This is a genomic window from Plantactinospora sp. B6F1 (genome assembly GCF_040120695.1).
Taxonomy (GTDB): domain Bacteria; phylum Actinomycetota; class Actinomycetes; order Mycobacteriales; family Micromonosporaceae; genus Plantactinospora.
The window spans coordinates 121,059-147,922 of the sequence record NZ_JBEEAC010000019.1; the positions used below are offsets into that span (position 1 = coordinate 121,059).

Sequence of the window (26,864 nt, forward strand, 5' to 3'; positions counted from 1 at the left end):
GGCACCTCCTCACATCTCCCACAGGGTCACCGCCCAGGCCGCCACCGGGCTGTTGTTGAGGACCAGCACGTGATCTCCCGTCGACACGTCTCCGCTGGTCATGAGCCGGTCCAGATTGAGCACGACGTCCATGGCACCGAGATGGCCGTAATCCGCCAGGTGCGTACGGCAGACCGGATGGATGGGGATCCCCAGCAGCGTCTCGTAGAACTCGAACGCCGAGGCGGTGACGTTCTGCATCACCGCGGCGGCGACCTGGCTCCGGTCGAGTCCCGCCTCGGCGAGCACCTCGTCGACCATCCGGCCGAGCCGCATCCGGCTGTGCATCGCCATCTCGAACCGGTACCGGTCCGGCGACTCGCACACCTCCCGCCACTCGTACCAGGGCGCCTGCTTGTAGTCCACCCGGAACAGGTCGTGGAAGCTGCCGTCGGTCTCCATGCGGTGGCCACGCAGCACGGGGCGTCCACCCCGCACCATCGTCATGGCGTAGGCGCCGTCGCCGATCACCGTCACCGGGTAACGGACCCGGTCGACGCCGGTGGGGCGGCTGCCGTGGGTGATCAGCACGCTGGCCCGGCCCGGATCGGCGACCAGCAGGTCCCGGGCGAGCGCCCACGCCGCACTCGAACCCGTGCACCCCAGTCCGTCGATGGTGAACGCGAAGCTGGACTCCAGACCCACCTCCGCCTGTACCCGGCACACGTCCGAGCCGAGCAGCACGTCGGGCGAGCGGGGTGCGACCATCATCAGCAGGTTGGGGTGGCTCGGGGCGGCGGCGAGCAGTTCCCGACAGGCCCGGGCGGCCAACTCGCCGATCTCGGCGTCGGGAAGGACCCCGACGGTGCGGACCCCGGATTCCGCGACGAACCGGGCCTCGTCGTGGCCGAGCAGCTCGACCTCGGGCAGTTCGAGAACCTTGACCTGTTCCTCCGGCAACACACAGTGGATGCGCCCGATACCGATGCCGCCGTTGCCGGTGCCGCCGCTGCCACTGCTGTCCTTGCCGGTGCTCATGTCCACAGCTCCCGCGCGTGCCGGGCCAGCAACAGTTGGCTGATCTCGCTGCTGCCCTCGATGATCTCCATCAACTTCGCGTCCCGGTACGCCCTGGCCACCACGTGCCCGTCCCGGGCGCCGGCCGAGGCGAGGACCTGGACGGCGGCAGCGGCGCCCCGGGCCGCCTGGGTGGCCGCGAAGTGCTTCGCGGCCACGGCGGCAGTGACCTGCTGCGGTGAGCCGTTGTCCCAGCAGCGGCTGGCGTGCTCGCACATCCGGGTCGACGCCTGCTCGGCGACGAGCAGTTCCGCCAGGTGGCGGGCGACCAGTTGATGCTCGGCCAACGGTTTGCCGAACTGCTCCCGGGCCTGCGCGTGTGTGGTCGCGGCGGCCAGGCAGGCCCGCAGGATGCCCACGCAACCCCAGGCCACCGAGAGCCGGCCGTGGGTGAGCACCGACGTGATCAGCCAGTCCAGGGGCAGCCCGGCGGCCAGCAGCACACCGTCGGCCGCGGCGAGCGTGACCCCGTCCAGCTCCACATCGGCGTGCCCGGCCGCCCGGCACCCCATCGGGTCCGCCACCCGGGTCACCCGCACGCCGGGCGCGTCGGCCGGTACCAGCACCGCCGCCGCGCCGTCCGCGTGCTGTCCGAACACCAGGAGCAGGTCGGCGTAGGCGGCCCCGGTCACCCACACCTTGCTCCCGGAGACCTCGACCCGGTCACCGGTGAGGGTGATGCGGGTGGTCATCGCCGCCAGGTCGCTGCCGGCCCGCGGCTCGCTGAACGCCACCGCGGCCAGCGTCCCGGAGGTCAACCGGCGCAGGTACGTCGCCTGCTGGTGCTGCTCCCCGAACCGGCGCACCGCCCACGCCACCATGCCCTGCGACGTCATCAGGCTGCGCAGGGACGAGCACCGGCTGCCCACGTACGCGGTGAACTCGCCCAGCTCGGCGGCGGTGAACCCGAGGCCGCCGAACTCCGCGGAAACACCCGGGCAGAGCACGCCGTGGGCGGCCAGCCGGCGCAGTACGTCGTCGGGGAGACGACCCGCGAGGTCCCACCCGTCCGCGTCCGAGCCGACCGCTTCGGCGACCAGTTCGGCCGCCGCGGCGTACCGGTCAGCCACCGTTGCCCTCGCGCAACCGCAGCACGAGTTCGGTGATCGCCGCCACGCTGCGGAAGTTGGCCAGCTTCAGGTCCGGGCCCTGTACGGCCACCCCGAACGTACTCTCGACGTACGCCACCAGCTGCATCGCGAAGAGCGAGGAGACCAGGCCGGTGCCGAAGAGGTCCACCTCGGCGGTGACGGTCTTCTTGGTCTGTCGCGCGATGAACTCGACGAGGTTGTTACTGATCTCGTGCGCCTCGATCGGTGCGGTCGACGTGCTCATTGCGCTCCCTCGTAGTCGAAGAACCCTCGGCCGGTCTTGCGGCCGAACTCGCCTGCCTTGACCTTGGTCAGCAACAGCTCGCAGGGGCGGTAGCCCTCGTCGCCGGTGCGCTCCAACAGGACATGGAGCGAGTCGACGACGTTGTCCAGGCCGATGAGGTCCCCGGTGGCCAGCGGACCGGACCGATGGCCGAGGCAGCCGGTGAAGACGGCGTCGACCGCCTCGGGAGTGGCGATGCCCTCCTCGACGACCCGGGCCGCCTCGTTGATGGCCCGCTGCAGAATCCGGTTGATCACGAATCCGGGACCGTCGCCGACCAGCACCGAGGCCTGGCCCAGCTCGGCCAGCAACTGTTCCGCCGCCCGGATCGCCGCGTCCCCGGAGCGCGGACCGCGGATCAGCTCCACCGTGCGGATCAGGTACGGGGGGTTCATGAAGTGGATGCCGACGAGGTCCGCCGGCCGCGTCACGTGCTGCGCCAGCTCGTCGATGGGCACGGCCGAGGTGTTGGAGACCACGAGGGTGCCCGGGGCGACGACGGCGCTCGCCCCGGCCAACGCCGCGGCCTTCGCCTCCATCCGTTCGGTGACCGCCTCGATCACGGCGGTGGCACCGGCCACCCGGGCCAGGTCCGTGGTGGTCTCCAGCTCACCGGCGGTGGTCGTCGCCGACAGGTGGCCCAGGAACTGCGCCAGGCGCACCTGCCGCGCGACCTCCGCCCGCGCCTTGGCCAGGCGCTCCTCGTCGATGTCCACGAGCACCACGGGAACACCGCTGCCGACGGCCAGTGCGGCGATGCCGGTACCCATCACGCCCGCGCCGAGGACCGCCACCCGGCTGCTCGTCTGCCTGCTCATCGCCTCTCCTCGTGCGTGTCGGGGATGCTCGGGCCGGAACTGCTCACGGCGGGGCTGCTCGGGCCGGAACTGCTGCCGGCGGAGGTGCTGCTCGGGCCGGGGGTGAGGAGATGCCCCACCAGATCGCCGACCCGGGCGTCCCGCCGGGCCAGGTACTCGATGCCGAGGCGTACCGTCTCGCCGGTCAGCTGCGGATCGAGCCCGTGCCGGCGCAGCCACGGTTGCCAACCGGTCGCCTGCACGCCCAGCTCGTCCTCGTCGTGCCCTTCCAGCTCCAGCAGGGCCGCCGCGGACAGGATCGGGTTGCCCTTGGCCAGCGCCAGGTCGCGGACCCGCTGCTGCCATTCGGCCAGCGGAATCGGCTCGGTCGGCAGACCTGCCGCGCCCAGCATCGCGAAGAGCCCGCGTACGCTCACCGCCCGCTCCGCGATCAGGTGGTAGGCCCGGCCGACCGACCCCGGGGAGAGGGCCAGCTCGACGATCCCCTTCGCCACCAGGTCCACCGGCGCGGCCGGCAGCACCCGGTCGTCCATCGGGTAGGCACCGACGGCGAGGCCACTGACCAGCGCGAAGTAGATGAGATCCCGGTCGTTGCAGGCGCCGGTCCGGGTGGACGACATGATCAGGCCGGGACGGAACACGCGTACCCGCATGCCGTCCTGGTCGGCCCGGTCGAGCAGCCGTTCGCAGACCCACTTGCTGGTGCCGTAGCTGCCCGACCTCGGGTCCAGTGGCTGCGCCCGGGTCTCCAGGTAGCGGCCGGATCCCATGGCCATACCGGTGGCGGCGACCGTCGAGACGTAGCTGAAGTCCCGGATCCCGCAGCCGCGTGCCCAGCTGAGCAGGTCCACCGTCGGCAGGACGTTCTCCTCCCGCAGCGTCCGGTACGGCTCGGTGAAGACCACCTTCGCGGCGCAGTGCACGATGTGGCCGACCCGCTGCTCCAGTTCACCGTCCCGGTACCGCTCGCCGAGCTTGCCCACGTCGCGCAGATCCCCGGGCACCACGTGGACCCGGTCCGGGTCCGGCTCGGGCAGCAGGAACTTCGTTGCCGCCGCCCGCAGGCGGCGCATGCCGGACTCCTCGTCCTCGGCGCGCACCAGGCAGTAGATCCGGCCCTTGGTGTGCTCCAGCATCTCGTGCAGGAGGAAGGCGCCGAGGTACCCGGTCGCACCGGTCAGGAACAGGTCCTTGCCGCGCGAGCGGCGTGCCGACAGGGTGCCCAGGGAGAGCTTCAGGTCCGCGTCGACGAGATCGTCGTCGCCCCGGTCGAGGGCGTCGTCGAGGGCGTCGGGGGTGGCGACCGCGCCGCGCTGCGCCCGGACCAGCTCGGCGAGACGGCTCACCGTGACCTTGCTGCCGCCCGCGCGGTGGACGTTCACGGCGCAGCCGAAGCGATTCTGGATCTCCAACGTCAGCTGTACCGCCAGCAGCGACGTGCCGCCCAACGCCCCGAACTGGTCGGTGGGACCGAGCGTCCGCACGCCGAACAGTCCCCGCCAGATGTCGAGCAGAGCCTCCTCGACGTCGTCCCCGACGGCCGGCGCCGGAGATCCGGACGGCGCGTCGGGCCTCGGCTCGACAGCGGCCGTGACCCGGTCCAACGCCCAGTACCGCTGGCGGGTGAACGGGTAGGTGGGCAGGGTGACCCGGCGTTCGCGGCCCGACCAGAGCGGCGTCCAGTCGACCGCGACGCCGTGCAGCCACGCCTCGACCAGGGCGGCGTCCAGCTCCTCCCGCAGATCCGGCGGGTCCTGCGGTGCCGGCACGTCGGGCCGATCCAGCCGCAGCACGTACCGGCCCTGGCCGGCCTCTCCGACGCCGACGAGGATGACGAACCGGTCAGCCGGCACCGCCGCCAGGTTCGGGAACAGCTCGGTGTCCGCGGGCAGGGCCGCCCGCAGCCGCTCGTGTGCGTCGGCCGGGAAGCGCACCTCCGCCGGTACGACCAGGGCGGCCCGGCGGGGAGAGCTGCGCCGGGTCTGCACCGCCGGCGGGCGGGGCAGGCGCAGCGCCGCGGCCAGCCGACCCGGTTCGGCGACCACCACCCGGCGCTCGTCGAAGTGTCGACGCCCCACCCGCAGGGTGTAGCTGACGTCGTCGATCGGCACCTCGGTCCGGTCGAGAAAGTCGGCGAGCCGGCGGGACAGCGCGTCGAGCTCGGTCCGGTTGCGCGCCGACAGCACGAGCCGAGCCCGCCTACCGGCGCCCGCCGCCGGGCCGGTCGGGGCCGTCCTCCGGGCCCTCGGCGGCGGTGGGCCGAGCACCACCGCGGCGTTGGAACCACCCATGCCCACCGAGTTGACCAGCACGTAGGGCTCGTCCGGGCACCGACCGGGCTCGGTGGAGATGACGAACGGGCTCTCCGCCAGCAGTCCCGGGTCGCGTGCCTGCTCGAAGGCGGGGTGCGGGGGCAGTGCCCCGGTCCGGGCGACGTGGACCGCCTTGATGACACCGGCGATCCCGGCGGTGGGGCCGGTGTGCCCGATGTTCGACATGGCCGAGCCGAGCCGGCAGTAGCCGACGGGTCCACCGGGCGCGCCGACGGCCTCGGTCAGCGCCGCCAGTTCCACGTGGTCGCCCAGGGCGGTGGCCGTGCCGTGCGCCTCCACGTACCGCAGCCGGTCGCCGCCGATCCCGGCGACGCGCAGCGCCGCGCGTACCACCCGGGCTATCCCGGCCGGGCTGGGCGCCGTGTAGCCGATCTTGTCAGCGCCGTCGTTACCCACCGCGCTGCCATGCAGGACGGCCAGTATCTCGTCGCCGCCGGCCAGCGCGTCCGCCAACCGGCGCAGCACCACCACCCCGACCCCGGAGCCGTGGTTCGTGCCGCTGGACCGGTGGTCGAAGGAACGGCACGAGCCGTCCTCGGACAACGCGCCGCCGGGCACGTGCCGGTAGCCCAGCAGCGGTTCCTGCACCGCTGAGCCGCCGGCGAGGGCGATGTCGCACTCGCCGGCCAGCAGGCTCAGCGACGCGTAGTGCAGCGCGTACAGCGACGAGGAACAGCCCGTCTGCAGGCTCACCGCCGGCCCCCGCAGACCCAGCTTGTACGCGGTACGCGAGGGCAGGAAGTCGGCCTCGCCGCCGAGCGTGAGGTCCAGGTCGGCCACGGCCGCGGCGAGCCCGGCCTCCCGCGCCTTCGCCGCGAAGAGCGCGGCCGAGTAGTGCCCCACCCCACTGCCCGCGAACACACCCGTCGTGGGGCCGGCCGCCGTGCCGCCGTGACCGGCCCGCTCCAGCGCCTCCCAGCAGACCTCCAGGAAGACGCGGTGCTGCGGGTCGATCAGCTCGCTCTCCCGGGGCGTGTAGCCGAAGAAGTCCCCCGCGAACTCCGCCACACCCGGCAGTTGGGTACCGACCCGGACGTAGTCGTCCGCCCGCAAGGTCTCCTCGTCGACGCCGGAGGCGCGCAGCACGTCATCCGGGAGCTCGCGCATGGAGACGACGCTGTTGTCGACGTTCGCCCAGAACTGCTCCGGCGTCCACGCGTCCGGAAACCGGCAGGCGACGCCGATCACCGCGATCGCGGTCTCGTTCATACCGCGGCACCGCCTCCGACCGGCGCCGCGGCGGCCCGGCGGCTGGCCAGCAGGGACCGCTGCTCGGGCACCGCCGGTTCGGCGGGCTTCGCCGCGTCGGGGGTACCGACCAGCAGTGCCGCCTGGGCCCGCACCGTGGCGTGCTGGAACAGCTCGGACAGCTTCAGCGGCCGGGAGACCAGGGTCTGCAACTCCTCCCAGAGCATGACCAGCAGCAGCGAGTTGCCGCCCGCCTCGAGAAAGTTCACATCCAGCGGCACGCTCTCGGCCGACGTGCTGCCGAGCACCTCCGCCCAGGCCCGGCGGACCTCCGGCAGCAGATCTTCCTGCGTCCGTTCGCTGGTGTTCACTGGGACCCCCTCGTGTCGTCGGTGCCGCTGCCCGTCCTGCGGGAGCGCACGTCCTCAATCACCGCGCTGATGTCTCGTTCGCCCAGTCCGTCCCGCACCGCCGCCGTGAGACGCTGCCGCGCCGCGCCGATGACTCCGGCCGGGTCGGCGCCGGCGGACAGCGCGAGCGCCAGGTCCTTCTCGGCCAGGCCGAGGGCGAACTGCGTGGGAAAACTCTGGTTGCCGATGCGCTCCCGGATGCGTTCCACGAACGGACCCACCGCGCTTCTGGAGAGCAGTTCCAGCGTCGTGTCCGCCGGAACCCCGAGCCGGTCGCCGAGCGCGTACACCTCGGCGATGACAGCGAAAGACGCGATGTTGACCGCGTTCGCGACCAGCTTCGCCGCGGCTCCGGACCCGAGCGGCCCGAGCCGGGTGACCGGACCGAGCACCGCGAGTACCGCTTCGCAGCGCGACACGTCGGCATCCACGCCGCCCACCAGGATCTGCAACTGACCCGCCGTCGCCTGCGCGACGCTGCCGACCACCGGCGCGTCCACCAGACCGATGTCGGGTCGAAGCCGGCGGCGCAGTTCGGCGAGCGGGTCGGGTCCGATGGTCGACATCTCGATCACGACACCGCCCGGAGCGATCCCGGTCTCGGCCCCGTCGGTGCCGAACAGCACCGACGAGACCGCGGCCGCGTCCCGGACCATGGTGATGACCAGATCGGCGCCCCGGACCGCCTCCGCCGGGGTGTTCGCGGTCCGCGCTCCCGCCTCGGCCGCCACGGCACACTTCCGCGCGGTACGGTTCCAGACCGTCACCTGGTGCCCGGCCGCGACGAGCCGGCAGGCCATCGGTACGCCCATCCGGCCCTGCCCGAGCAGCGCGATGCCGATCGGTCCGTCGGTCCTCATCCGACCCGTCCCTTCTCGGCGGTGACCGCCCCGGCGAGCAGGTCCGCGACGGGGCCGCCGGAATGGGCGGTCGACTGGTGGGGCCCGTCGGGAGCCGCGGCCGCGTGCGCCGCGGCCTGGGTCCGCAGCGGCTCGCCCAGGCTCACCTCCTCGCCCGGTTCGGCATAGCGACGCGGGACGACGCCGCTGGTACGGCGGACGATGGTGATGCTGTTCTGGGTCAGCTTGTGCGGCTCCAGCAGGTTGACGATCTCGAACTCTCCCGGCCGGCTCCGTTGCTGCGCGGCGAGGTACCGCAGGAATCCCTCGCCCTCCGGGTACGTCATCAGGTAATGCATGACCATCAGACCCCCGTCCGGATTGATCAGCTCGAAGAAGTTGTCGAAGAAGTAGAGGCACTCCCAGGCGTCGACCCAGGCGAGGTCGATGGGTTCGAAGCCGGCGGGGAACCGGTCGGCACAGTCCCGCAGGTTCGCGTTCACCACCGTCACCAGGTGGTCGAGCCCGAGATCACGCAGCACCTCCAGGACGCGCCCCGACGACGACTCGGGGATCGACAGGTCGTCCACGGCGACCAGCCGGGGCGCGTACGGCGCGTGGTAGAACTCGGGCGCCAGCAGGGCGGGTGCGGTGTTCAGCCACTCCTCCGTCAGCGGGGCGTCCGCCTGGAGGTAGGGCCGGGTCTTCGCGGCGAGCGCCGGTGACTCGACCCGTACCTCCTCGGCGACCTCGGCGAGCGCCGCGGCCAGGAAGGGCGTGGTGTAGCCCATCCCGACCTCCAACACCCGCCGCGGGCGGACCAGTTTGACCAGCGTGGCGAGGAGCGGGGCCACCGTCTCCGTCCCCATCACGGGCACGTGAAGCTCGGCGACCGCCGCGCGGAACCGCTCGTCCGAGGTACTCAGGACAGCCATGTCACTCCCCGGCGGCGGAACCCTGGAGAACCGCCATCACTTCGATCTCGATCACGGCCTCCGGCAGGAACAGCCGGGAGACCTCGACCGTGGTGCTGGTCGGTGGCTGATCGGTCGGCAGGTACTTCATCCGCACCTCGGCGTACTCGGTCAACGCGCCGAGGTCGGTCAGATAGGTCCGGATGTTGACGATGTCGGCGAACGACGCGCCGTGTGCCTGGAGGATCCTGCCGATGATCTCGAAGATCCGCTCGGACTGCCCCCGCATGTCGCCGGGGGCCACGACGTTCAGGTCGTCGTCGACGGCGACCTGCCCGGACAGGATCAGGATGGCGCCGCCGCCGACCTCCAGCCGGGCGACGTGGGAGTACCGGCCCGGGGGCGGCTTCGGCACTCCGTCAGGGTTGTCGATCGTCTTGATCATTCTTTGTCTCCGTACGTCAGAGGTTGTCGATCAGGTCACGGGCACTGCGTCTGATCTGCCGGCCGCCGATGTCGAACTGATATGAGATCCCGTCCATGATCATTTCTGTGGTGCTCGCCAGAGCCGCATGGTCTGGCACGTCCCCGACCACCAGATCGAGATCGTGGGTCTGGTAGCCGCCGACCCGGACCCCGGGCCGGACGAACGCGTGATAGCCGGTCACTCCGGGCACTCCGTCGAGCGACTCCCGCCCACTGACCGCGCAGACTCGACCCGATTCGGTCGGCGCGGGTGTCGTGAACTGGAAGTAGACCCGATCGGGGTCCGCCGGCGAGAGTTCGACGCGTGCGCCGCGGGAGATCCGCATGGCGATGTCGACCAGATCGATCCCCGCGGCACGCCTCGCGAGCTCCGGGATGTACCCACCGGCACGCCCGTTCACCTCGATGATCCGGGGCCCGTCCGGGGTCAGCTTGAACTCGGTGTGCAGGATCCCCGTCCGGACGTCGAGTGCCTTGACGGCCTGGTCCGCCGAGAGCAGGACGGCCTCCCGGGTGGCCGGGTCGAGCCGGGCCGGCCAGAACTGGCCACATTCCCGGAACGGCGGCGCCAGTCGCAGCTTTCCGGTGATCGCGAGGTGGCACCGCTCGCCCTGGTGCACGACCGTCTCGACGGAGACGTAGTCACCGAACGGGGGGTCCACCTCGACGCCCCGCAGGTACTCCTCGGCGACCACCCGGCCCTCCTCGCGCAGCAGCCGGTCGAGCTGCGCACGGCCGGCCTCCCGCTCTCCGATCAGGACCGTGTTCCGGCTACTCACACCCTGTACCGGCTTCACCACGACGGGGAGGCCGAGATCGCGCACCACGGCGTCCCACTGGGCGACGTCCGACACGACCCTGGAGGCGGTGGAGTCGACGCCGGCCGAGCGCAGCCGCTCCCGCTGGGCGGCCTTGTCCGTCAGGAGCCGCACCGTCGCGGCGTCGTGGAACGGCAAACCGAGGTCGGCGGCGATGAGGGAGGCGGCCAGAAGCATCGGCTCGCTGAAGGTGACCATGCCGGTGACGTCGTGACCGCGCAGCCGAGGGATCAGGTCGACGTCCGCCAGGTCGTACACCGCGGCAGCGGCCTCCAGGAACAGTGGACGGATCCGCTGGGCGTGCTCCGACGGGCCCACGACCACGACGAGAGGGCAGCCCGGATCGGCGGCTTGGACGATCTCCGTCGGCGAGACGGCGCCCTGGTCGTAGACCACAACTATGGACACACTTCACCCCGTTAATCACACGTTCACAAGGATGCTGCATTGTGAAGACACACAGGCGGATCCTCGGATTCGAAGGAGTACCCGAACGAATCCACGGCGCGATACCCGCGCCAAGCTAACAACAAGCTGACTTCATCTCGGCTTCAGCTTGGACATCAATCCGACAACGGAGACATCTTGTAGCGTCAGTGGCGCAGGTGGCCCACGAGCACTTGGTCAGCCACTACCCGCAGCTCACCTACAGGCCACCACAGCGGGCCTGGACATCGCCCCGGGTCCGGAATCGATACAGCGAGAACGGGCTGGTCAAGCCGTTCAGCCGAGGACACAGAAAGATAACCGACGCATCGCCCCCCGAGACGTTGATCAATTTGCATCTTTAACGTACCCGACACCACTGCGACTGTCCAGCAAGAGTTCCCGACATTGGGACGGTGACGCTTCCGTCGAAGTGCAGACGCCGGTAGCAGGCCAAACAGCAAGATTCATTCCGGCGCGGATGCGACGGGGCTGGCCCGATCGACCGGGCGGAGTAAGCTTCCCGACTCCAAGCAATTTCGATCATGATCTGACAGGTCCCGGCCATGCCCTCCCGTGCCCGCCTCGCGGGTGCCCGGACGGGACACCGCGACCCGCGGCGGGCTCCTCCGGGCGACCTCGGTCGTGCTGCGAAGGGTCGACGACCGAGCGCCGTCGACGGGGTCACCGATCCACACCGTCCGAACTGGGCATACGCGGTCCAGCAGGGGTAGGCGGGCGGCGCCGGCGAGGGAGCAGACCCGGTCGCCAGCTGGTCACGCGGCCGATGCGCGCCACGGCCGGTGGGCCGCCGGGGCACCCGCCGAAGACCTCGGCGAGGTGGTGTTCGACCGCCAGGTCAGCCCCCCGGCGCCCAATGTCTCGAACCTTTCGGGACGCGTCCGGAAGATTCACGTTGGAAAATCCGGAAAAGTGGATTCAGGCGGGCTCGTCCGCACTCACGTTGACCCCTCCGACGTGGTCCTTCCGGAATGACGAAAACGACCCCGGCCCGTACGCGGTTGACGAGCTGCCGGTAGGCTGCGCATTTCCTGGCTCATCGCCGAGCGATGGTCAACGGGTCATTGGGCTACCCCGCATGTTCATCCCCGTGCTGGCGGTCCCTGCCGGCGGAGTGTTGCCTTTGGGTCGCACACCCGAATCGGACGGGATGCGGGCAGCGTCGAGGATCGCGTACGCGGCAGCCGGATCCTGGTCAGGGCCGAGGCCAGACCATTACCTGTCTTACCCGGGCCCCTCACTTCACCGGCAGCCGAGCGATTCACGTGCAATTCCCATCTGCGCGGAGACAGCTGCACACCCTCTTCGCTCAACTCGGGGTCATCCGGACGCTCCGTCAGTGGAAATGCCGGTCGGCCAGGGCCGGACCATCGCCAGATCCGACCCCCGCATCGCGCCTCCGAACGCTTCTCCGACGATGATCGAACCTTCGATGATCGAACGTACGATGACCGAACCTTCGATGGCCGAACCTTCGACGCCCCGGTGGCGGAACACGCAGAGCCAGGTCCGGCAGATGGCTGTCGGCCCGAGCCGACAGACACCGAACCGGGCCGAACCATCGCCGTCGACCGTGCCCACCGCCCATGGACGCCCAGGGCCTCGACCCGGCATGGCTCGGTGACGAGGCTTGACTGACGTCTTACGTCATACGACTATGTCCATCAATATAGATGTTGGCGTGCGTCCAACCCGGGAGGGTTGGCTTCCGGAGGAGGAGACCGACCTGTGGTACAGCGCAAACTCTCGGCCCGCCAGATAGGGACGGTCCTGGCTGCCATGGTCGTGGTCGCCGCCGGGGCCTACGTCACCACGACCGTGACGCCGGCGACCGCGGCGACCACCGCCGGCTGCGGTAAGGCCCCGGGACTGAACAGTGGCACCCACACCATCTCCAGCGGCGGCAAGAACCGCAGCTTCATCCTCCGGCTCCCCGACAGTTACGACAACACCTATCCGCACCGGCTGGCGTTCGGGTTCCACTGGTGGGGCGGCACCGCCAACGACGTCGCCTCGGGCGGGACCGACGGCTACGCCTGGGCCTACTACGGCATGCTGTCGCAGTCCAACAACACCACGATCTTCGTAGCACCACAGGGCATCAGCAACGGCTGGGCCAATTCCAACGGTGAGGATGTCACCTTCACCGACGACATGATCCGAGTGATCGAGAACGCGCTCTGCGTCGACACGACACAGCGCTTCTCGGTCGGGTTCAGCTACGGCGGTGCGATGAGCTACTCGCTGGCGTGCTCCCGCCCGACCGTGTTCCGTGCTGTCGCGGCCATCGCCGCCCCCGGGGAGATCAGTGGCTGCAGCGGCGGCACTCAGCCCGTGGCGTACCTGGGGATTCACGGAATCAACGACAACATCCAGAGCGGCCGGTCGCTACGCGACAGGTGGGTCCGGAACAACGGTTGCGCCGCGCAGAACGCCCCCGAGCCCGCACCGGGCAGCCTGACCCACATCATCACGACGTACTCGTGCCGGGCCGGCTACCCGGTGGTCTGGGCCCCGTTCGACGGCGGTCACCAGCAGGGTCCGGTGGATGGATGCGCCGGCTGTGAGAGCGGGGCGCGAAGCTGGGTCAAGCCCGAGGTGTGGCGGTTCTTCACCCGGTTCGGGTCCACCCCGCCGCCCACCAGCACGCCGCCACCATCCAGCACCCCGCCGCCCACCAGCACGCCGCCGCCCGGCCAGCAGAATGTGCTGGTCACCGGTGCCCAGTCGAACCGTTGCATCGACGTGCCGAACTCCAGCACCGGCAACGGAACCCGGGTGCAGCTGTGGGACTGTCACGGCGGCACCAACCAGCGCTGGACGCACACCGCCAACCGCACACTGACCGTCTACGGCAACAAGTGCCTGGACGCCAGCGGATCGGGCAGCAGCAACGGCACAGCCGTGATCATCTGGGACTGCCACGGCGGCGCCAACCAGCAGTGGAGCCTGAACAGCAACGGAACCATCACGGCCGCCCAATCCGGACTCTGCCTCGACGCGGTCGGCAACGGGACGGCCAACGGGACGCAACTTCACCTGTGGACCTGCCACGGCGGCGCCAACCAGCAGTGGAGTACCCGCAGCTGACCGCCCGGCAGGCGCAGAGCCTCGCGTCGCCTCTCTGTTGGCGACGAGTGAAAGGAGCAGTACGTGAAGTCAGCCTTTTCCGCCGCTCGGAGGTCGTTGCCGGCAGTTGCGGTGCTCGTCGCCGCCATGCTGCCAGCCGCGCTCGCACCTCAGCTACCGGCTTCGGCCGCCGCTCAGGAGACCTACTATGTCGCTCCGGATGGCAACGACGCCAATCCTGGAACGATCCAGGCACCATTCAGAACCGTGCAACGCGCGCGGGATGTCGTCCGTACGGTGAACGCGAGTATGTCCGGCGACATCCAGGTGTACCTGCGCGGCGGGCGCTATCCGGTGAGCAGCACGATCGAGTTCGGGCCCGGTGACTCCGGCACGAACGGCCACCGGGTCATCTACGCCGCCTACCCCGGCGAGACGCCGATCCTCGACGGCGGGGTCCAGGTGACCGGATGGAGCCAGCACAGCGGCAACATCTGGAAGGCTCCGCTCGACCGGACCAACAAACTGCGGACGCTCTACGTCAACGACAAGCGGGCGTTCATGGCCTCGAAGACCATCAACTCGGCGGGCTGCCACGGGACGTACAACATCACCGCCGGGCAGGCCGCATGGGCCTGGGAGTCGGGGTCGCAGTGCGACGGTGCCCGGTACAACTCGGCCGACTTTCCTGCCATCGCCCGCAACCAGGACGACATCGAGATCGAGACGGCGACGACCTGGACCACGGCGATCGTGGGGGTCCGCCAGGTGACCACCGACGGCGGAAGCCGGGTCGCGCTGTTCCAGCAGCCGGGCGCGGCCATCGCCCAGGGTGCGTTCAACGGCAACGCCCAGGTCAACGGCAGCCACAAGGTCATGAACGCCTACGAGTTCCTGGACGCGCCGGGCGAGTTCTTCTTCGACAAGAGCAGCCGGACCCTGTACTACTACAGAGCCAGTTCCGAGAACATGTCGACCGCGACGGTCTTCGCGCCGAACAACGTGACCACGCTGCTGCGAATCGCTGGCACGTCGACGAGCGGCCACGTCCGCGATATCACCTTCTCCGGCCTCACGGTCCAGCACTCCGACTGGAACCTTTTCAACGTGGCCGGCTCCTCGTTCAAGCAGGCGCAGCAGGGCAATCTGGGAGCGCAGGCGTACGCGAAGGGGAATTTCCACGTCTACTACTACCGCAACGTCGACGTCACTCCGGGCATGATCCAGATCCAGAACGCCGACGGCATCCTCCTGCAGCGCAACCGGATCCAGCACACCGGCGCCGACGGGATCAGCCTGGTCAACGACGTGCAGAACTCGCAGCTGATCGGCAACCACACCAACGACATCGCCGGTTCGGCCATCTCGGTGGGCCACCCGCAGCACGTCTACATCGGCGACCACACGTCGACCAATCGTGAGAAATACTCCCCGCAGGCCGAAGGACTACCGAAGAACATCGACATCAGGAACAACTACCTCTACGACAGCGCCGTCCTGTTCAACGGGCACAGCCCGATCACGGCGTACTTCGTCGACACCGTCGCGATCCAGCGCAACCGGATCGAGAAGGCCCCCTGGTCGGGCATCACGCTCGGCTGGGGCTGGTGGAACTTCGACGGGTCATCGGGCTCGATCGCACCCAACCGGCCGACCACGACGGCGAGAAACAACAACATCAGCTACAACCACATCATCGACACGGTGCAGCGGCTCAGCGACACCGCCCCCATCTACACCCTGGGCAGCCAGCCGGGGACGACGATCACCAACAACTATCTGCAGGGCGTTCCCGCCGGCCACAAGTACGGGCTTCACCCGGACGAGGGTTCGGCGTTCATGACCTTCCGCGACAACGTGCTGAGCGTGGACAAGAACATCACGTGGCTCATCAACTCCGACGACTTCGGACGCAAGCACGACCTGAGCATCACGCAGATCTACGGTCCGATCAACAAGGTCTCGAACAAGAACCTGCCAAACAGTACGATCCACGACATCCTCGTCTCCACCGACTATGTCTGGCCGGCGCCGGCGTACAGCATCGCCGCCAACTCCGGCCCGGAGGACGCGTTCCGGGACATCATCCCGGCGGCCAACCTCTCCCTGCCGAACTACGTCCTGCCGGCCAGCACGTTCGTCACCAGCCCGACCTCGTCGATCCCGATCCGCAGCACCGGCGACGCGACCCGGACGGTCTGGCTGGCCCCCGCTGGCACGACCGGCTTTGCCGCCGGCCCGACAATGACCCGGGCGGCGGGCAACGCCACCTCGATAGCCGTGCCAACGGCGCAGGGTGAGTACCGGCTCTACGTCCTCGACGCGCAGGGCAACCGGTCCGCCGAGTCGAGTTCGATCGTCCGGCAGCAGGGCACCGGCAGTGGTCCGCAGGGCGGACGGCTCGTGGGTGGACAGTCGGGCCGCTGCGTCGACGTGCCGAACTCCACCACCACCAACGGCACCCAGGTCCAGCTCTGGGACTGCTCCGGTGGCACGAACCAGCAGTGGACCTACACCGCCAGCAAGCAACTGACCGTGTACGGAACCAAGTGCCTGGACGCGAACAACGCCGGCACGACCAACGGCACCACGGTCATCATCTGGGACTGCCACGGCGGACTGAACCAGCAGTGGAACCTCAACGCCAACGGCACCGTCACGAACGTCCAGTCCGGACTCTGCCTCGACGCCAACGGTGCCGCCACCGCCAACGGCACAAAGATCATTCTCTGGTCGTGCAACGGTGGCATGAACCAGCAATGGAGCCTGCGCAACTGACCACCCCCGGGGAGCCGGACCGGACCAAGGCCCGGCCGGGCTCCCCGGGCAACTACCGTCGGTAACAAGCATGCCGACCGAACAGCCACCGTCCGGGTCGTGGCCGTGTCCCGCTCCGGGTTCTACCGCTGGGCGGCCGGCGATCCGCGGATCATGCGGCGGCGGGGATGCCGTCGGTCGGCATCCCCGCCGCGGCAAGCGGAACCGGCTCAGGGATTCTGCACCTGCCACTTCTGGTTGTCGCCGCCCCAGCAGGCCCAGAGCTGAACCTTGGACGTGCTGGTGTTCACGTCCAGGCAGAGGCCGGAGTGGACGCCGCGGATCGTGCCGTCGCCGATGACCGTCCACCGCTGGTTATCGCCGCCGTTACACGCGTACGTGCCGACGACGGTGCCGTTCGTAGTCCCCCGGTTGTACGCGTCCAGGCATCGCTGGCCCCCCAGCGCGGTGAGCTGTCCGCCGGCCGTTACGGTCCACCGCTGGGCGGCGGTGTTGCCGCACGGGTACACCTGCACCTGGATGTTCGCAGTGGTGGCGCCGGGAACGTCCAGGCACTGCCCGGTGCCCACGTTGCGTAGCAGGTTGGCTGCCGGTTCCGGCACACCGCCGTCGTCGAGGCCCCAGGCGTACCTGAGCCGGTCACGACCGCTGGCGTTGGGGGTACTCAGGGTGAGATTGCTGCCGGTGCCGTGCAGCTTCTGCATGGCGTACCAGTCGTCGCTCTGGCCGGCGGTGACCTTGCCACCCAGGCCCGGCCAGTAGATCGAGCCGATCCGCAGCTCCCGCAGCACCGTGGTGGTGGCCCGGAAGTAGCGCACGAAGTTGTCGGCGCTGGCGGCGTCGTGATAGTTCAGCCCGGTGTCCATCGGCGCGCCGAACTCGTCCATGACGGTCCGCTCGGCGCAGGAGCCGATCGCGTCCCGCAGGAACGCCACCCACTGGTCGTAGTTCTTGGCACCGCTGAAGAAGGTGTAGTGGTGCAGCGACAGGAGCGTCCCGTCGAGGCGGCGGTCGGCGCACATCGACTTGATGTCGGTGTTCAGGCCGGCGCCGCTGACGAAGACGCGGTCGCGCGGGATCGACGGACGGGCGTTGAGCCAGCTGTTGACCACGTTGGCCCAGTCGGCGGCGCTGTGCCCGGCAGGCTCGTTCATCGGCTCGAAGTAGACCAGGTCGTTGCCGCCGTACCGGGCGACAACGGTGTTCCACATGTTGTTGAAGGCGGTCATGTTGACGATCCGGCCGCCGCTGGCGGCCACGCCGTCGTCCCAGTACGACAGGACGACCTTGAACCCCTTCGCGGTGGCCGCGTCGATCGCGCCGGTGTACGCGCTCCACCAGTTCGTACCGACCGTGTAGGTGTTGATCGGCAGCCGGACCGTGTTGGCGCCCAGGTTGTCCTGGAAACCGGTGTAGATCGCATTGGCCTTGGCCAGCACCGTCGCATAGCTGTCGGAGCTGCCCAAGCCGTACAGGACCAGCGGTCCGGCATGGAAATTGTCGCCCAGCCGGGCCCAGTTGACACCGCGGAACCCGGTGGTGTCCGCGGCTGCCGGCGAGACACCGAACACGGTGACCGGCATCGCGCCGAGCGCGACCAGGGCGCAGCCGAGTACCCGCGCCAGGTACCGCCCCGAGCGGGACCGTGCCCAGCGAGATGGGGCCGAGCGGGAGCGGTCCGGCTCGGCCCGGTCCGCTGGCGTGTCCTCCGCCATCTCAGGCCCTCGCCCAGCGTTGGTTGGCGTTGCCGTGGCAGCTCCACACGATCACCCCGGTGCCGTTGGCGGTGTTGTTGCCGTTGACGTCCAGGCACAGCCCGGTCTGAGCGTTGCTGATCGTGCCGTTGCTGTTGAAGACCCACTGCTGGTTCGCGGCGCCGGTGCAGTCCCAGATCTGCGCCCGGGTACCGGCGGCGGCATTGTTCGGCACGTCCAGGCACTTGCCCATCACCTGCAGCGCCCGCCCGTTCTGGGTGAACTGCTGGTTGGCCCCACTGTGGCAGTCCCAGATGAGCATCTGGGTGCCGTTGGCCGAGCTGGCGCCGTTGACGTCCAGGCACCGGCCGGACGCCTCGTTGCGCAGCCTGTTGCCAGTCGGATTCGGGGGGTTCGTGCCGCCGTTGAGTGCGTCGAGGACCGCCGTGTACGCGGCCTTCTTGTTGCCGGCGCAGTCGAACAGCAGGGCATTGTCGCTGCCGCGCCAGGAGTCGCAGTCCCGTACCCCCCAGACGGTGATGCCGGTGCAGCGGGAGACCGCCAGGCAGGCCCGGGTGACGGTGGCGTAGATGTTGGCCTGGTTGCCTCCCTGGGTGACGTCCAGCTCGGTAATCTGCACGTCGACCCCGAGGTCGGCGAAGCGTTGCAGGTTGGCCTGGTAGTCGCCGGGGATCGAGGTGCCCAGGTGCGACTGGAACCCGACGCAGTCGATCGGTACGCCCCGGGCCTTGAAGTCCCGGACCATGTTGTAGACACCCGTCGACTTCGCGTTGATCCCGTCGGTGTTGTAGTCGTTGTAGCAGAGCTTGGCGTTCGGGTCGGCGGCGTCGGCGGCCCGGAACGCCGCCTCGATCCAGTCGTTGCCGGTGCGCTGCAGGTTCGAGTCACGCCGGCCGCCGCTACCGCCGTCGGCGAACGCCTCGTTCACCACGTCCCAGGAGTGGATCTGCCCCCGGAAGTGGGTGGCCACCTGGGTGACATGGTTGATGGCGGCGTTGCGCAGGTCACTGCCGGAGAGGTTCTGCGCCCAGCCGGGCTGCTGGGCGTGCCACAACAGGGTGTGCCCGCGTACCGTCATGCCCTGCGATCGGGCGTGGCTGACGATGCGGTCGCCGGCGCCGTAGTTGAACCCGCCCCGCTGCGGCTCGGTCGCGTCCCACTTCATCTCGTTCTCGGCGACCAGGCTGTTGAACTCACGGTTCAACACGGACATGTACGTGTTGTCGGAGAACTTGTACGTACCGACCGCGGCGCCGAAGTAGCGGCCCTTCTCTGCCGCCGAGGCACCCAAGGTGGTGGCCGCGTGGGCGGCGCCGACGGGCACCAGCACCATGCCGGCGGTCAGCAACCCGGTCGCCAGCGTCGACAGCACCGTCTTGGTCCGCCGTGATCGCTGCGGAGAACCGCTCGAACGTACGAGGTCTTTCATCTGCGTCAGCCCTTCGGAGACGAACCAGGTACGGCGTGTTAGCGCTAACATCAAGGCCCAGGCGGATGCCCAGCAAGCGGTACGGGAGGCGAGCGAACACTACACGTCGATGGACCCGAGATTGCCACAAAATTTGATGGCATTCAAGTACATCATTGCGATGCGGGATAGCAGCTGGTCAACGGGGGTAGCAGCGCACGGACGTCCCCGCCGACCAGGCCGCGAGCGTCCCGCAAGCCCGATGGCGCGATGCCTGCGACGGCGGATCCTTCATCTCAGCCCTCCTGTAGCTCGCTCGACACCCGTCGCCGACCTGCTCACACGGACTCAGCACGAAAGCAAGCGCTCCCACGTAGCGCCCACCCATCGACCTCTGAAGCCCGGCGATCAAGGCCGTCGCACGAGGAACGTCCATCCAGTACCTCTCGGCCGAGCTTCCTTGTCAAGGCCATTCAGCTGCTGCGATACAGCTCACGAGCCTCGTCGGCAACGTTGATCGTGCAGGGCCGCATCGATCCGTCCGGGCGAGTACGCGATGGTCCGACGGCGGTGCCCAGAATCCGGGGAAACCAGATGTGCCAACTATTCCGCGATGCTCCGTCCGCTTGTCCTTCCGTCGTCGCGGGACGCCCGGCCATCTCGTCTGCGAACCGGTAACCTTCGCGCACCCCAGACCCCCGTAGATCACTCTGCGTGTCCAGGGGCACAATCGAGATGTGATCGCGAGCGTGTTCTTCGATGTGGGCGAGACGATCGTCGACGAGTCCCGGGAGTACGGAACCTGGGCGGACTGGCTCGGTGTACCGCGCCACACCTTCTCCGCTGTCTTCGGGGCGGTGATCGCTCGGGGCCTCGACTACCGGGAGACGTTCCAGGTGTTCCGGCCAGGGTTCGACCTGGCCGTGGAGCGGGAGCGCCGCACGGCGGCGGGACAGCCGGAGTCGTTCACCGAGGAGGACCTGTACCCGGATGCCCGACCCTGCCTCGCCGCGCTGGGCGAGTCGGGGCTGCTGGTCGGCCTGGCCGGCAACCAGACCGCGCGGGCGGAGACGATCCTGCGTGCCCTGGACCTGCCGGTCGACGTCATCGGCACCTCGGACGGCTGGGGCGTGGAGAAGCCGTCCGCAGCGTTCTTCGAACGCGTGGTGGCCGAGGCGGGCTGCCCCGCGGGTCAGGTGCTCTACGTCGGCGACCGGTTGGACAACGACATCCGGCCAGCGCAGGAGGCGGGGATCGCGACCGCCCTGGTCCGTCGCGGCCCGTGGGGGTACATCCTCGACGACAGGACGGTCAGCGACCGCTGCCTGTTCCAGCTCGACTCGCTGGCCGAGCTGCCCGACCTCGTCCGCAAGCACAATGAGTCGGCCGGCTAACCAGGAAGAGCCGCTCGGCCGGCGGCGAGAGCGGCGATGCGTTCGTCGAGCTGGGCGCCGTGTCGGCTGTCGCCGAGTAGGGGCCGGACGGCTCGGACCCGGTCGAGGCCGGTGCCGTACCAGTCGGTGTGCAGGGCGTCGACGGCCTGGTTGAGGTAGTCGGCGGCCTGGTCGCCGTCACTACCGTGTGCGGTGGCGAGGTCGGCGAGGACGACGCTGCGCTGCTTCGCGCTGATGCCGGTGAGCCCGGCGAGCGCCTGATCGAGTTGGCCGGCGGCTTCTCGATGGTCGCCGCTGGCGAGAGCGGAGTACCCGGCGAAGGAGTGCAAGCGGCCGTTGTCGTAGAAGTCGAGCCATTCGGGCGGGGTGGAGTCGCCGTCGATCGCCCCTGCCGCCAGGTCAATGTGACGGCGGCTTGCAGCTGCCGCTCCGGCCCGCGCCTCCACCTCCGAGGCGACGCAGTGCAGCCAGGAGCGGACCATGGGGCTGACTCCGTGCCAGGTGTGTTGGATGGCTGCGTCGATCAGCGGGCGGGCGCCGGCTGGGTCGTGGCCGAATGCGGGAATGAAGGCGGTGTGGCCGAGAACAGCCGCAGCCAGGGCGTGGTCGCCGGCTTCGCGGGTGGCGGCGAGGGCGACGTCGTAGCAGCGCTCGGCGATGGCGGGCTGGCTGAGATCGAAGAAGGCGAGCCGGGCGGTGAGCAGCGCGGATTCCGCGAGGGCGCTGGCGAGGCTGGCGCGGCTGGTGCCGGTGGCTGCGCGCAGGAGCCCGATGCCGAGCTGGGTGTGGGCATAGGCGGCCTCGTAGAGCGGCCGGGCCGGGCTGGTCCAGTACAGCTCCCGCTGGCAGCGCACGATCTGCCGGTACCCGTCCGGGTCGACGGTCTTGCCGTCGGCGTGCGCGGCGTCGGGGTCGAGGGACAGCAGTGGCGCGACCAGGGGCAGCATGCTGGCGCCGACGAGGGCGCGTAGTACGGACGCGCGATCCCAGCCGTTGCCGTTGTCGTCTCCGGTGAGCATGTCCCACAACCTCCTGAACTCGTGCAGGGTTTCCGCCTCCGGGCGTACGGCCAGCTCGTCGGGGGTGAGCAGGCCGAGGTCGCTCGCTGGCTTGCCGAGGATCGCGACGAGGTGTTTGCGGTAGCGCGGGTCCGGCCACCGCTCGCCGATCTCCCAGCGTCGGACGGTGTTGGCGTTCAGCCCGGTGTCGGTCTCGCCGGCGCGGCTCATCTCACTACGGATTCGTTCGGTGATCTCCTCGTACGACCACCCGCGCTGGAGTCTCTCCCACGCGAGCCGCCGGTTCGGGGGATAGCGCCGCTCCGCCATCGGACACCTCCGGGCATCGCCAATCGACGTAGATCACGCTAGCCAGTCCGGCTACGGCTCGTCACTACCTGGTTGCGATTGGACGGGCAGTGGACGGTACCGGCCGATGGCCACAGACGGTTCGCTATTGCCGAGCCTCGAACTGTTCCGCCCGACGGCGGCTAACCGGCCAATCCGAATCGCCTATAGCTCAGGGGGTAAATCGTGGACACGTTGATCGGTCTCGACAGGACGATCTCGGGCCCGCGCCTGGTTGCGGCGGTGGTTCATGGCTCCAATGTCGTGAGGCTGTCTCCTCGCCTGCGTACTGCCATCCGGGCTGCGCGGGCGAGTGACCGGCGGGGTGCGCCCACCCGCAGCCTTGCGGTGGCGGACCCGCTGTCCCCCCGGCGGGTCCGCCACATCGGCCACGAGCGAACCGTCTCTGGCAAGCACCGCCGGCACACCCCGTACCACCGAGCCTGCACGAAGGCGGCACGGCGATGACTGTCTACCTCTCCCGCAACGCCGCCACGACGGCTACCAACGACGCCGACGGACAGGAGTGCAGGAGCCGCCGGACCGCGATCGGTCGGGCATGCGTTCCGGCGGTCGATCCTCCCCTGCTCACTCACGCCTGGCGGCTGATCTTCGAACGCAGCACGCGAAAGGAGGCGTGACGATCCATGTTCCGAGTCCTGGTGACCGGGGCGGCTGGGTTCATCGGCTCGCATCTGGTCGACGCGCTACTGGCCCGAGGCGTGACGGTGATCGGCCTGGACCGTCGCCGACTCGGCAAGCACGCCCTCGCGGACGAGAACCTCGCCGCTGCGGTCTCCAACCCGTCGTTCACGCCATGCCACCTGGACCTGGCCACCGATCAACTCGATGAGGTGGTGAAGGGCTGTGACACTGTCTTCCACCTCGCCGCCCGGCCGGGCGTCCGTCAGTCCTGGGGCAGCGACTTCCTCGACTACGCCCAGACCAATGTCCTCGGCACCCATCGACTCCTCGACGCGTGCGTCCGGCAGGGCGTAGGACGGCTGGTCTTCGCATCGTCGTCCAGCGTCTACGGCCCGACGAACCGGCCGAGCCGGGAGGGCGACCCGACCTGTCCGATCTCCCCGTACGGCGTGAGCAAGCTTGCCGCCGAGCACCTCTGCCTGGCCTACGCCCGCCGCCCCGACAGCCAACTCAGCGTCGTCGCACTCCGCTACTTCACCGTGTACGGGCCTCGACAGCGACCCGACATGGTGATCGGTCGGATCCTGTTCTCCGCATACACCGGATTTCCGATGACCCTCTTCGGCGACGGCAGTCAGCATCGTGAGTTCACCTACATCAGCGACGTCGTCACCGCGACCATCGCCGCAGCTCATCTCGACGTCCGAGCCGCAGTCGTCAACGTCGGCGGTGGCGCGAGCGTGTCCATGCGCGGCGTCATCGACGAGGCGTCGAAGGTCACCGGCCGGCAGGTACCGATCAAGGTCATGAACGCCCAGCCGGGCGATGTTCCGGCGACCGCAGCCGACCTGACCCGCGCCGGCCGGCTGCTCGGCTACTGGCCCACCGTCGGCCTGCACGAGGGACTCGCCCGGCAGTCCGCCTGGCTGATCGACCTGTCCCGCGACCGGCTCGCCACCTTCACCTCCTGAACCCCACAACGGAGCCCACCCATGATCGTTCTCACCGCCGACTCAGCCAGCGAACTCTTCACCGCCGCCTGCCAGGCCGTACTACTCAACGGTCGCGCCGCATCCCCACGCGACCACGCCACCACCGAGGTCATCGGCGCCCACCTCTGCCTGACGAATCCCCGACGACGGATCGTCCACGTACCACCAGCCCGCGTGATCAACCCGGCCTTCGCCGTTGCCGAGGCGCTCTGGATCCTCTCCGGCTCGGACGCCCCATGGATCTTCGACTACAACGACAACCTCCGCCAGTACGCCGACGACGGCGTGCTCCGCGGCGCCTACGGCCCGCGGCTGCGCCGGTGGGGCGGCCGGATCGATCAGCTCGACGCCATGGTCGACCAACTCGACGCCGTACGACGCCAACTGCACGCCGACCGGGACACCCGGCGAGCCGTGATCCAGCTCTACGACCCGTCCCGCGACCACCGGGGATACCGGGACGTGCCCTGCACTCTCGGCTACCGCTTCTTCATCCGCCAGAGCCGGCTCGTAATGCACACCAGCATGCGCAGCCAGGACCTGTGGCTCGGCTTCCCGTACGACATCTTCACCACGACCTTGATTCAGGAGCTGATGGCCGGCTGGCTCGGCGTCGATCTGGGCGAGTACCACCACCACGTCGACTCCCTGCACCTCTATGCCGACAACACCGAACCGGCCGCCGCCTGCCTGCACGGTCTGCCCGGCGACGCCGAACTGGCGCCGGTCACCGTGCCCTGGGCGGACCTCGACGCCCTTCTCCAACGCGTGATCTCCGGCGCCACCGACTCAGCAGACGGGCCGGTCTGGGACGCGTTCGGCCGGACCCTCAGCAGCTACCGATCCTGGAAGGCAGGCGACCGGGACCAGGCGCGGAAGCTGGCCGCAGCCACTCCCGGCCCGCTCGGCCAGGCCCTTTCAAGCTGGTACGACCACCTCGCCCCGGCCGTCGCCACAGCCGCGCAGGGCGCACGAGGATGAGGGCGCAACCGGACAGCCGCCACGCCGACGTCGTGCTGGGCCTGTGCGCGTACACGCACGATTCGGCCGCCGCGCTCCTGGTCAACGGACACCTGATCGGCTTCGCCGAAGAGGAGCGCCTCGACGGAGTCAAGCACAGCAAGGCATACCCAGCCAACGCCGTCGCCTGGCTCCTGGCCGAGGCCGGGCTGACCGCAGACCAGGTGACAACAGTCGCGTACAACTTCGACGGCCGCCGATACCTGTCCGCGCTCGGTCAACTGCCCGCACACCTGGCCGCCTCCGTGACGCGCGCCCGGGCGGTGCCCCGTGCTCGCAGCTTCCTCACCGTCCGCCGCCGCTACCAGGCCAGGATCCGGGACCTGTCCCGACGGTTCCCACACGCCCGACTCCGGCCGATACAGCACCATCGCGCACACGCCCTCTACGCGTTCCTCGCCGCCGGGGTGGACGACGCGGCCGTCTTGATCGTGGACAGCCTCGGCGAACTCCAGACCACCACCATCTGGCACGCCGCACAGCACGACACCCGACCCTTCCGACTCGCCCTGCACGACGCGGTCGACGACCCCTCATCGCTCGGCTACGCCTACGGCGCCGTCACCGAGCACCTGGGCTGGCGTCGAGGCGACGAGGAAGGCACGGTGATGGCACTCGCCGCGCTCGGCAACCCGGAACGCTTCCACGATCTGATGAGCCGAGCGATCCGCCTCACCCAGAGCGGCTTCACCCTCGATCCGACCCTGCTGCCGCTGCGGGTGCTCTCCAGCCGGTACGGCCGGATCACACCGGCATTCGCTGCCGCCACCTGCCCGCCCCGCCTGCCCGGCGCACCGGTCGAACTCGTGCACGCCGACCTGGCCGCCGCACTCCAGGATCGGACCGAGCAGGTGATGCTGCACCTGGCCCGGCGAGCCACCCGGCTCACCGGATCCGGCCTGCTCTGCCTCGGCGGCGGAGTGGCGATGAACTGCGTCGCCGCCGGACTCATCACCCGAGCCGGCATCGTCGACGAGGTGCACGTACCGCCCGCGCCCGGAGACTCCGGCACCGCGATCGGCGCCGCAGCAGCCGCCTGGCTCGACACCACCGGCCGGCCACCCACCGGCATGGAGCAGCGCTGCTACCTCGGCCCGGCGTACCCGAAGCTGACCCTGCACACCGAACCGCGCCCCGGCCTGGCCGCCGAGCGCCTGGACGATCCGGTCCACCACCTTGCCCAGCGGCTCGCCAGTGGGGCGATCGTCGGGGTCTTCGCCGGCCCGCTGGAGGCCGGGCCACGCGCGCTGGGCAACCGGTCCATCCTCGCCTCACCCCTCTCGCCCGGCGTCGTGGACCGGCTCAACGCCACCGTGAAGTTCCGCGAACCGTTCCGGCCGTTCGCCCCGGTCATCCTCGCTGACAAGGCGGCCGACTACGTCCAGCTGCGTCAACCCTCGCCGTACATGTCCATCGCAGCCCCCGTCACCGACCTGACCCGCACCCGCCTACCCGCGATCGTCCACGCCAACGGCACCGCCCGGGTGCAGACCGTCACCCACGCACAGCATCCGTTACTCGCCGACGTCCTGACCGCCTTCGGCGCGATCACCGGACACCCCGTCCTGATCAACACTTCGCTGAACGTCAAGGGCAAACCAATCTGCGGTACTCCGGACATGGCGCTAGCCTGCCTCACCGCAACCGGCCTGGACGCTCTGCTCATGGAAGGCTGGTGGGTGACCAAGGGGTCTGTCAAGTTAACGGCTGATCTTGGTTGTTGAGGTGGTCAGTCGTTGGCCGGGGTGAGCCGGCCATCGAAGGCGAGCTGGAAGGCGTTCAACGGTGCCTTCCAGCGCATGGTCCACCGCCGG

General features: G+C 69.5%; 21 protein-coding genes. 7 read left to right on the forward strand and 14 right to left on the reverse strand.

Going from position 1 to position 26,864, the window contains the following annotated elements:
* Nucleotides 1–9 precede the first annotated feature (9 nt).
* From ABNF97_RS23030 to ABNF97_RS23080, 11 genes are all read right to left on the reverse strand, one after another.
* Nucleotides 10–1,017 (reverse strand): 3-oxoacyl-[acyl-carrier-protein] synthase III C-terminal domain-containing protein, encoded by a 1,008-nt coding sequence (locus ABNF97_RS23030; protein WP_349339755.1) that lies wholly within the window; start codon nt 1,015–1,017, stop codon nt 10–12.
* Nucleotides 1,014–2,126 (reverse strand): acyl-CoA dehydrogenase family protein, encoded by a 1,113-nt coding sequence (locus tag ABNF97_RS23035; protein ID WP_349339756.1) that lies wholly within the window; start codon nt 2,124–2,126, stop codon nt 1,014–1,016. The genes ABNF97_RS23030 and ABNF97_RS23035 overlap by 4 nt, the downstream gene beginning before the upstream one ends.
* Nucleotides 2,119–2,391, reverse strand: a complete 273-nt coding sequence (locus ABNF97_RS23040; RefSeq protein ID WP_130464569.1) for a phosphopantetheine-binding protein — start codon at nt 2,389–2,391, stop codon at nt 2,119–2,121. Before ABNF97_RS23040 ends, ABNF97_RS23035 begins: the two co-directional genes overlap by 8 nt.
* The gene (locus ABNF97_RS23045) at nt 2,388–3,248 is read right to left on the reverse strand and encodes a 3-hydroxyacyl-CoA dehydrogenase family protein (RefSeq protein WP_349339757.1); all 861 of its coding nucleotides are present in this window, start codon (nt 3,246–3,248) and stop codon (nt 2,388–2,390) included. The genes ABNF97_RS23040 and ABNF97_RS23045 overlap by 4 nt, the downstream gene beginning before the upstream one ends.
* Nucleotides 3,245–6,790, reverse strand: coding sequence for a thioester reductase domain-containing protein (locus ABNF97_RS23050; protein WP_349339758.1), 3,546 nt, complete (start codon nt 6,788–6,790; stop codon nt 3,245–3,247). Before ABNF97_RS23050 ends, ABNF97_RS23045 begins: the two co-directional genes overlap by 4 nt.
* Nucleotides 6,787–7,140, reverse strand: coding sequence for a phosphopantetheine-binding protein (locus tag ABNF97_RS23055; protein WP_130464572.1), 354 nt, complete (start codon nt 7,138–7,140; stop codon nt 6,787–6,789). The genes ABNF97_RS23050 and ABNF97_RS23055 overlap by 4 nt, the downstream gene beginning before the upstream one ends.
* The gene (locus ABNF97_RS23060; protein WP_349339759.1) at nt 7,137–8,039 is read right to left on the reverse strand and encodes an NAD(P)-dependent oxidoreductase; all 903 of its coding nucleotides are present in this window, start codon (nt 8,037–8,039) and stop codon (nt 7,137–7,139) included. The genes ABNF97_RS23055 and ABNF97_RS23060 overlap by 4 nt, the downstream gene beginning before the upstream one ends.
* Entirely contained in the window at nt 8,036–8,953 is a 918-nt protein-coding gene (locus tag ABNF97_RS23065; protein WP_349339760.1) for a class I SAM-dependent methyltransferase, read from the reverse strand. Before ABNF97_RS23065 ends, ABNF97_RS23060 begins: the two co-directional genes overlap by 4 nt.
* A gap of 1 nt (nt 8,954) precedes the next feature.
* Nucleotides 8,955–9,377, reverse strand: a complete 423-nt coding sequence (locus tag ABNF97_RS23070) for a Rid family hydrolase (protein WP_130464574.1) — start codon at nt 9,375–9,377, stop codon at nt 8,955–8,957.
* 16 nt (nt 9,378–9,393) lie between these two features.
* The gene (locus ABNF97_RS23075) at nt 9,394–10,644 is read right to left on the reverse strand and encodes an ATP-grasp domain-containing protein (RefSeq protein ID WP_349339761.1); all 1,251 of its coding nucleotides are present in this window, start codon (nt 10,642–10,644) and stop codon (nt 9,394–9,396) included.
* A gap of 1,359 nt (nt 10,645–12,003) precedes the next feature.
* The gene (locus ABNF97_RS23080; protein WP_349339762.1) at nt 12,004–12,264 is read right to left on the reverse strand and encodes a hypothetical protein; all 261 of its coding nucleotides are present in this window, start codon (nt 12,262–12,264) and stop codon (nt 12,004–12,006) included.
* A gap of 147 nt (nt 12,265–12,411) precedes the next feature.
* Between ABNF97_RS23080 and ABNF97_RS23085 the strand changes: the two genes are divergently transcribed.
* Both ABNF97_RS23085 and ABNF97_RS23090 read left to right on the forward strand, forming a co-directional pair.
* Nucleotides 12,412–13,773, forward strand: a complete 1,362-nt coding sequence (locus ABNF97_RS23085; protein ID WP_486484803.1) for an RICIN domain-containing protein — start codon at nt 12,412–12,414, stop codon at nt 13,771–13,773.
* A 63-nt stretch (nt 13,774–13,836) separates the two neighbouring features.
* Nucleotides 13,837–16,530 (forward strand): RICIN domain-containing protein, encoded by a 2,694-nt coding sequence (locus ABNF97_RS23090; RefSeq protein ID WP_130464577.1) that lies wholly within the window; start codon nt 13,837–13,839, stop codon nt 16,528–16,530.
* Between the two features lie 209 nt (nt 16,531–16,739).
* On the opposite strand, the gene ABNF97_RS23095 is transcribed toward ABNF97_RS23090, so the two are convergent.
* Both ABNF97_RS23095 and ABNF97_RS23100 read right to left on the reverse strand, forming a co-directional pair.
* Complete coding sequence (locus ABNF97_RS23095) at nt 16,740–18,245, reverse strand: RICIN domain-containing protein (protein ID WP_349339763.1); 1,506 nt, start codon at nt 18,243–18,245, stop codon at nt 16,740–16,742.
* A gap of 1 nt (nt 18,246) precedes the next feature.
* On the reverse strand, nt 18,247–19,578 hold the full coding sequence (locus ABNF97_RS23100; RefSeq protein ID WP_486484975.1) for an endo-1,4-beta-xylanase: 1,332 nt from the start codon (nt 19,576–19,578) through the stop codon (nt 18,247–18,249).
* An 812-nt stretch (nt 19,579–20,390) separates the two neighbouring features.
* Here ABNF97_RS23100 and ABNF97_RS23105 point away from each other — a divergent pair.
* Complete coding sequence (locus ABNF97_RS23105; RefSeq protein ID WP_349339764.1) at nt 20,391–21,047, forward strand: HAD family hydrolase; 657 nt, start codon at nt 20,391–20,393, stop codon at nt 21,045–21,047.
* Here the strand turns inward: ABNF97_RS23105 and ABNF97_RS23110 are convergent.
* A complete protein-coding gene (locus tag ABNF97_RS23110; protein ID WP_349339765.1) occupies nt 21,044–22,375 on the reverse strand; it encodes a helix-turn-helix domain-containing protein in 1,332 nt (443 codons plus the stop codon). The two genes, ABNF97_RS23105 and ABNF97_RS23110, sit on opposite strands and share 4 nt — an antisense overlap.
* Nucleotides 22,376–22,857: 482 nt before the next feature.
* Here ABNF97_RS23110 and amcA point away from each other — a divergent pair, with 482 nt between their 5' ends.
* From amcA to ABNF97_RS23125, 4 genes are read left to right on the forward strand one after another with little or no spacing between them, the layout of a single operon-like run.
* On the forward strand, nt 22,858–23,034 hold the full coding sequence (gene amcA, locus ABNF97_RS34280) for a multiple cyclophane-containing RiPP AmcA (RefSeq protein ID WP_502930542.1): 177 nt from the start codon (nt 22,858–22,860) through the stop codon (nt 23,032–23,034).
* Between the two features lie 6 nt (nt 23,035–23,040).
* On the forward strand, nt 23,041–24,009 hold the full coding sequence (locus ABNF97_RS23115) for an NAD-dependent epimerase/dehydratase family protein (RefSeq protein ID WP_349339766.1): 969 nt from the start codon (nt 23,041–23,043) through the stop codon (nt 24,007–24,009).
* A gap of 21 nt (nt 24,010–24,030) precedes the next feature.
* Nucleotides 24,031–25,011, forward strand: a complete 981-nt coding sequence (locus tag ABNF97_RS23120; RefSeq protein ID WP_349339767.1) for a thymidylate synthase — start codon at nt 24,031–24,033, stop codon at nt 25,009–25,011.
* On the forward strand, nt 25,008–26,774 hold the full coding sequence (locus ABNF97_RS23125; protein WP_349339768.1) for a carbamoyltransferase family protein: 1,767 nt from the start codon (nt 25,008–25,010) through the stop codon (nt 26,772–26,774). Before ABNF97_RS23120 ends, ABNF97_RS23125 begins: the two co-directional genes overlap by 4 nt.
* Nucleotides 26,775–26,864: the final 90 nt, after the last annotated feature.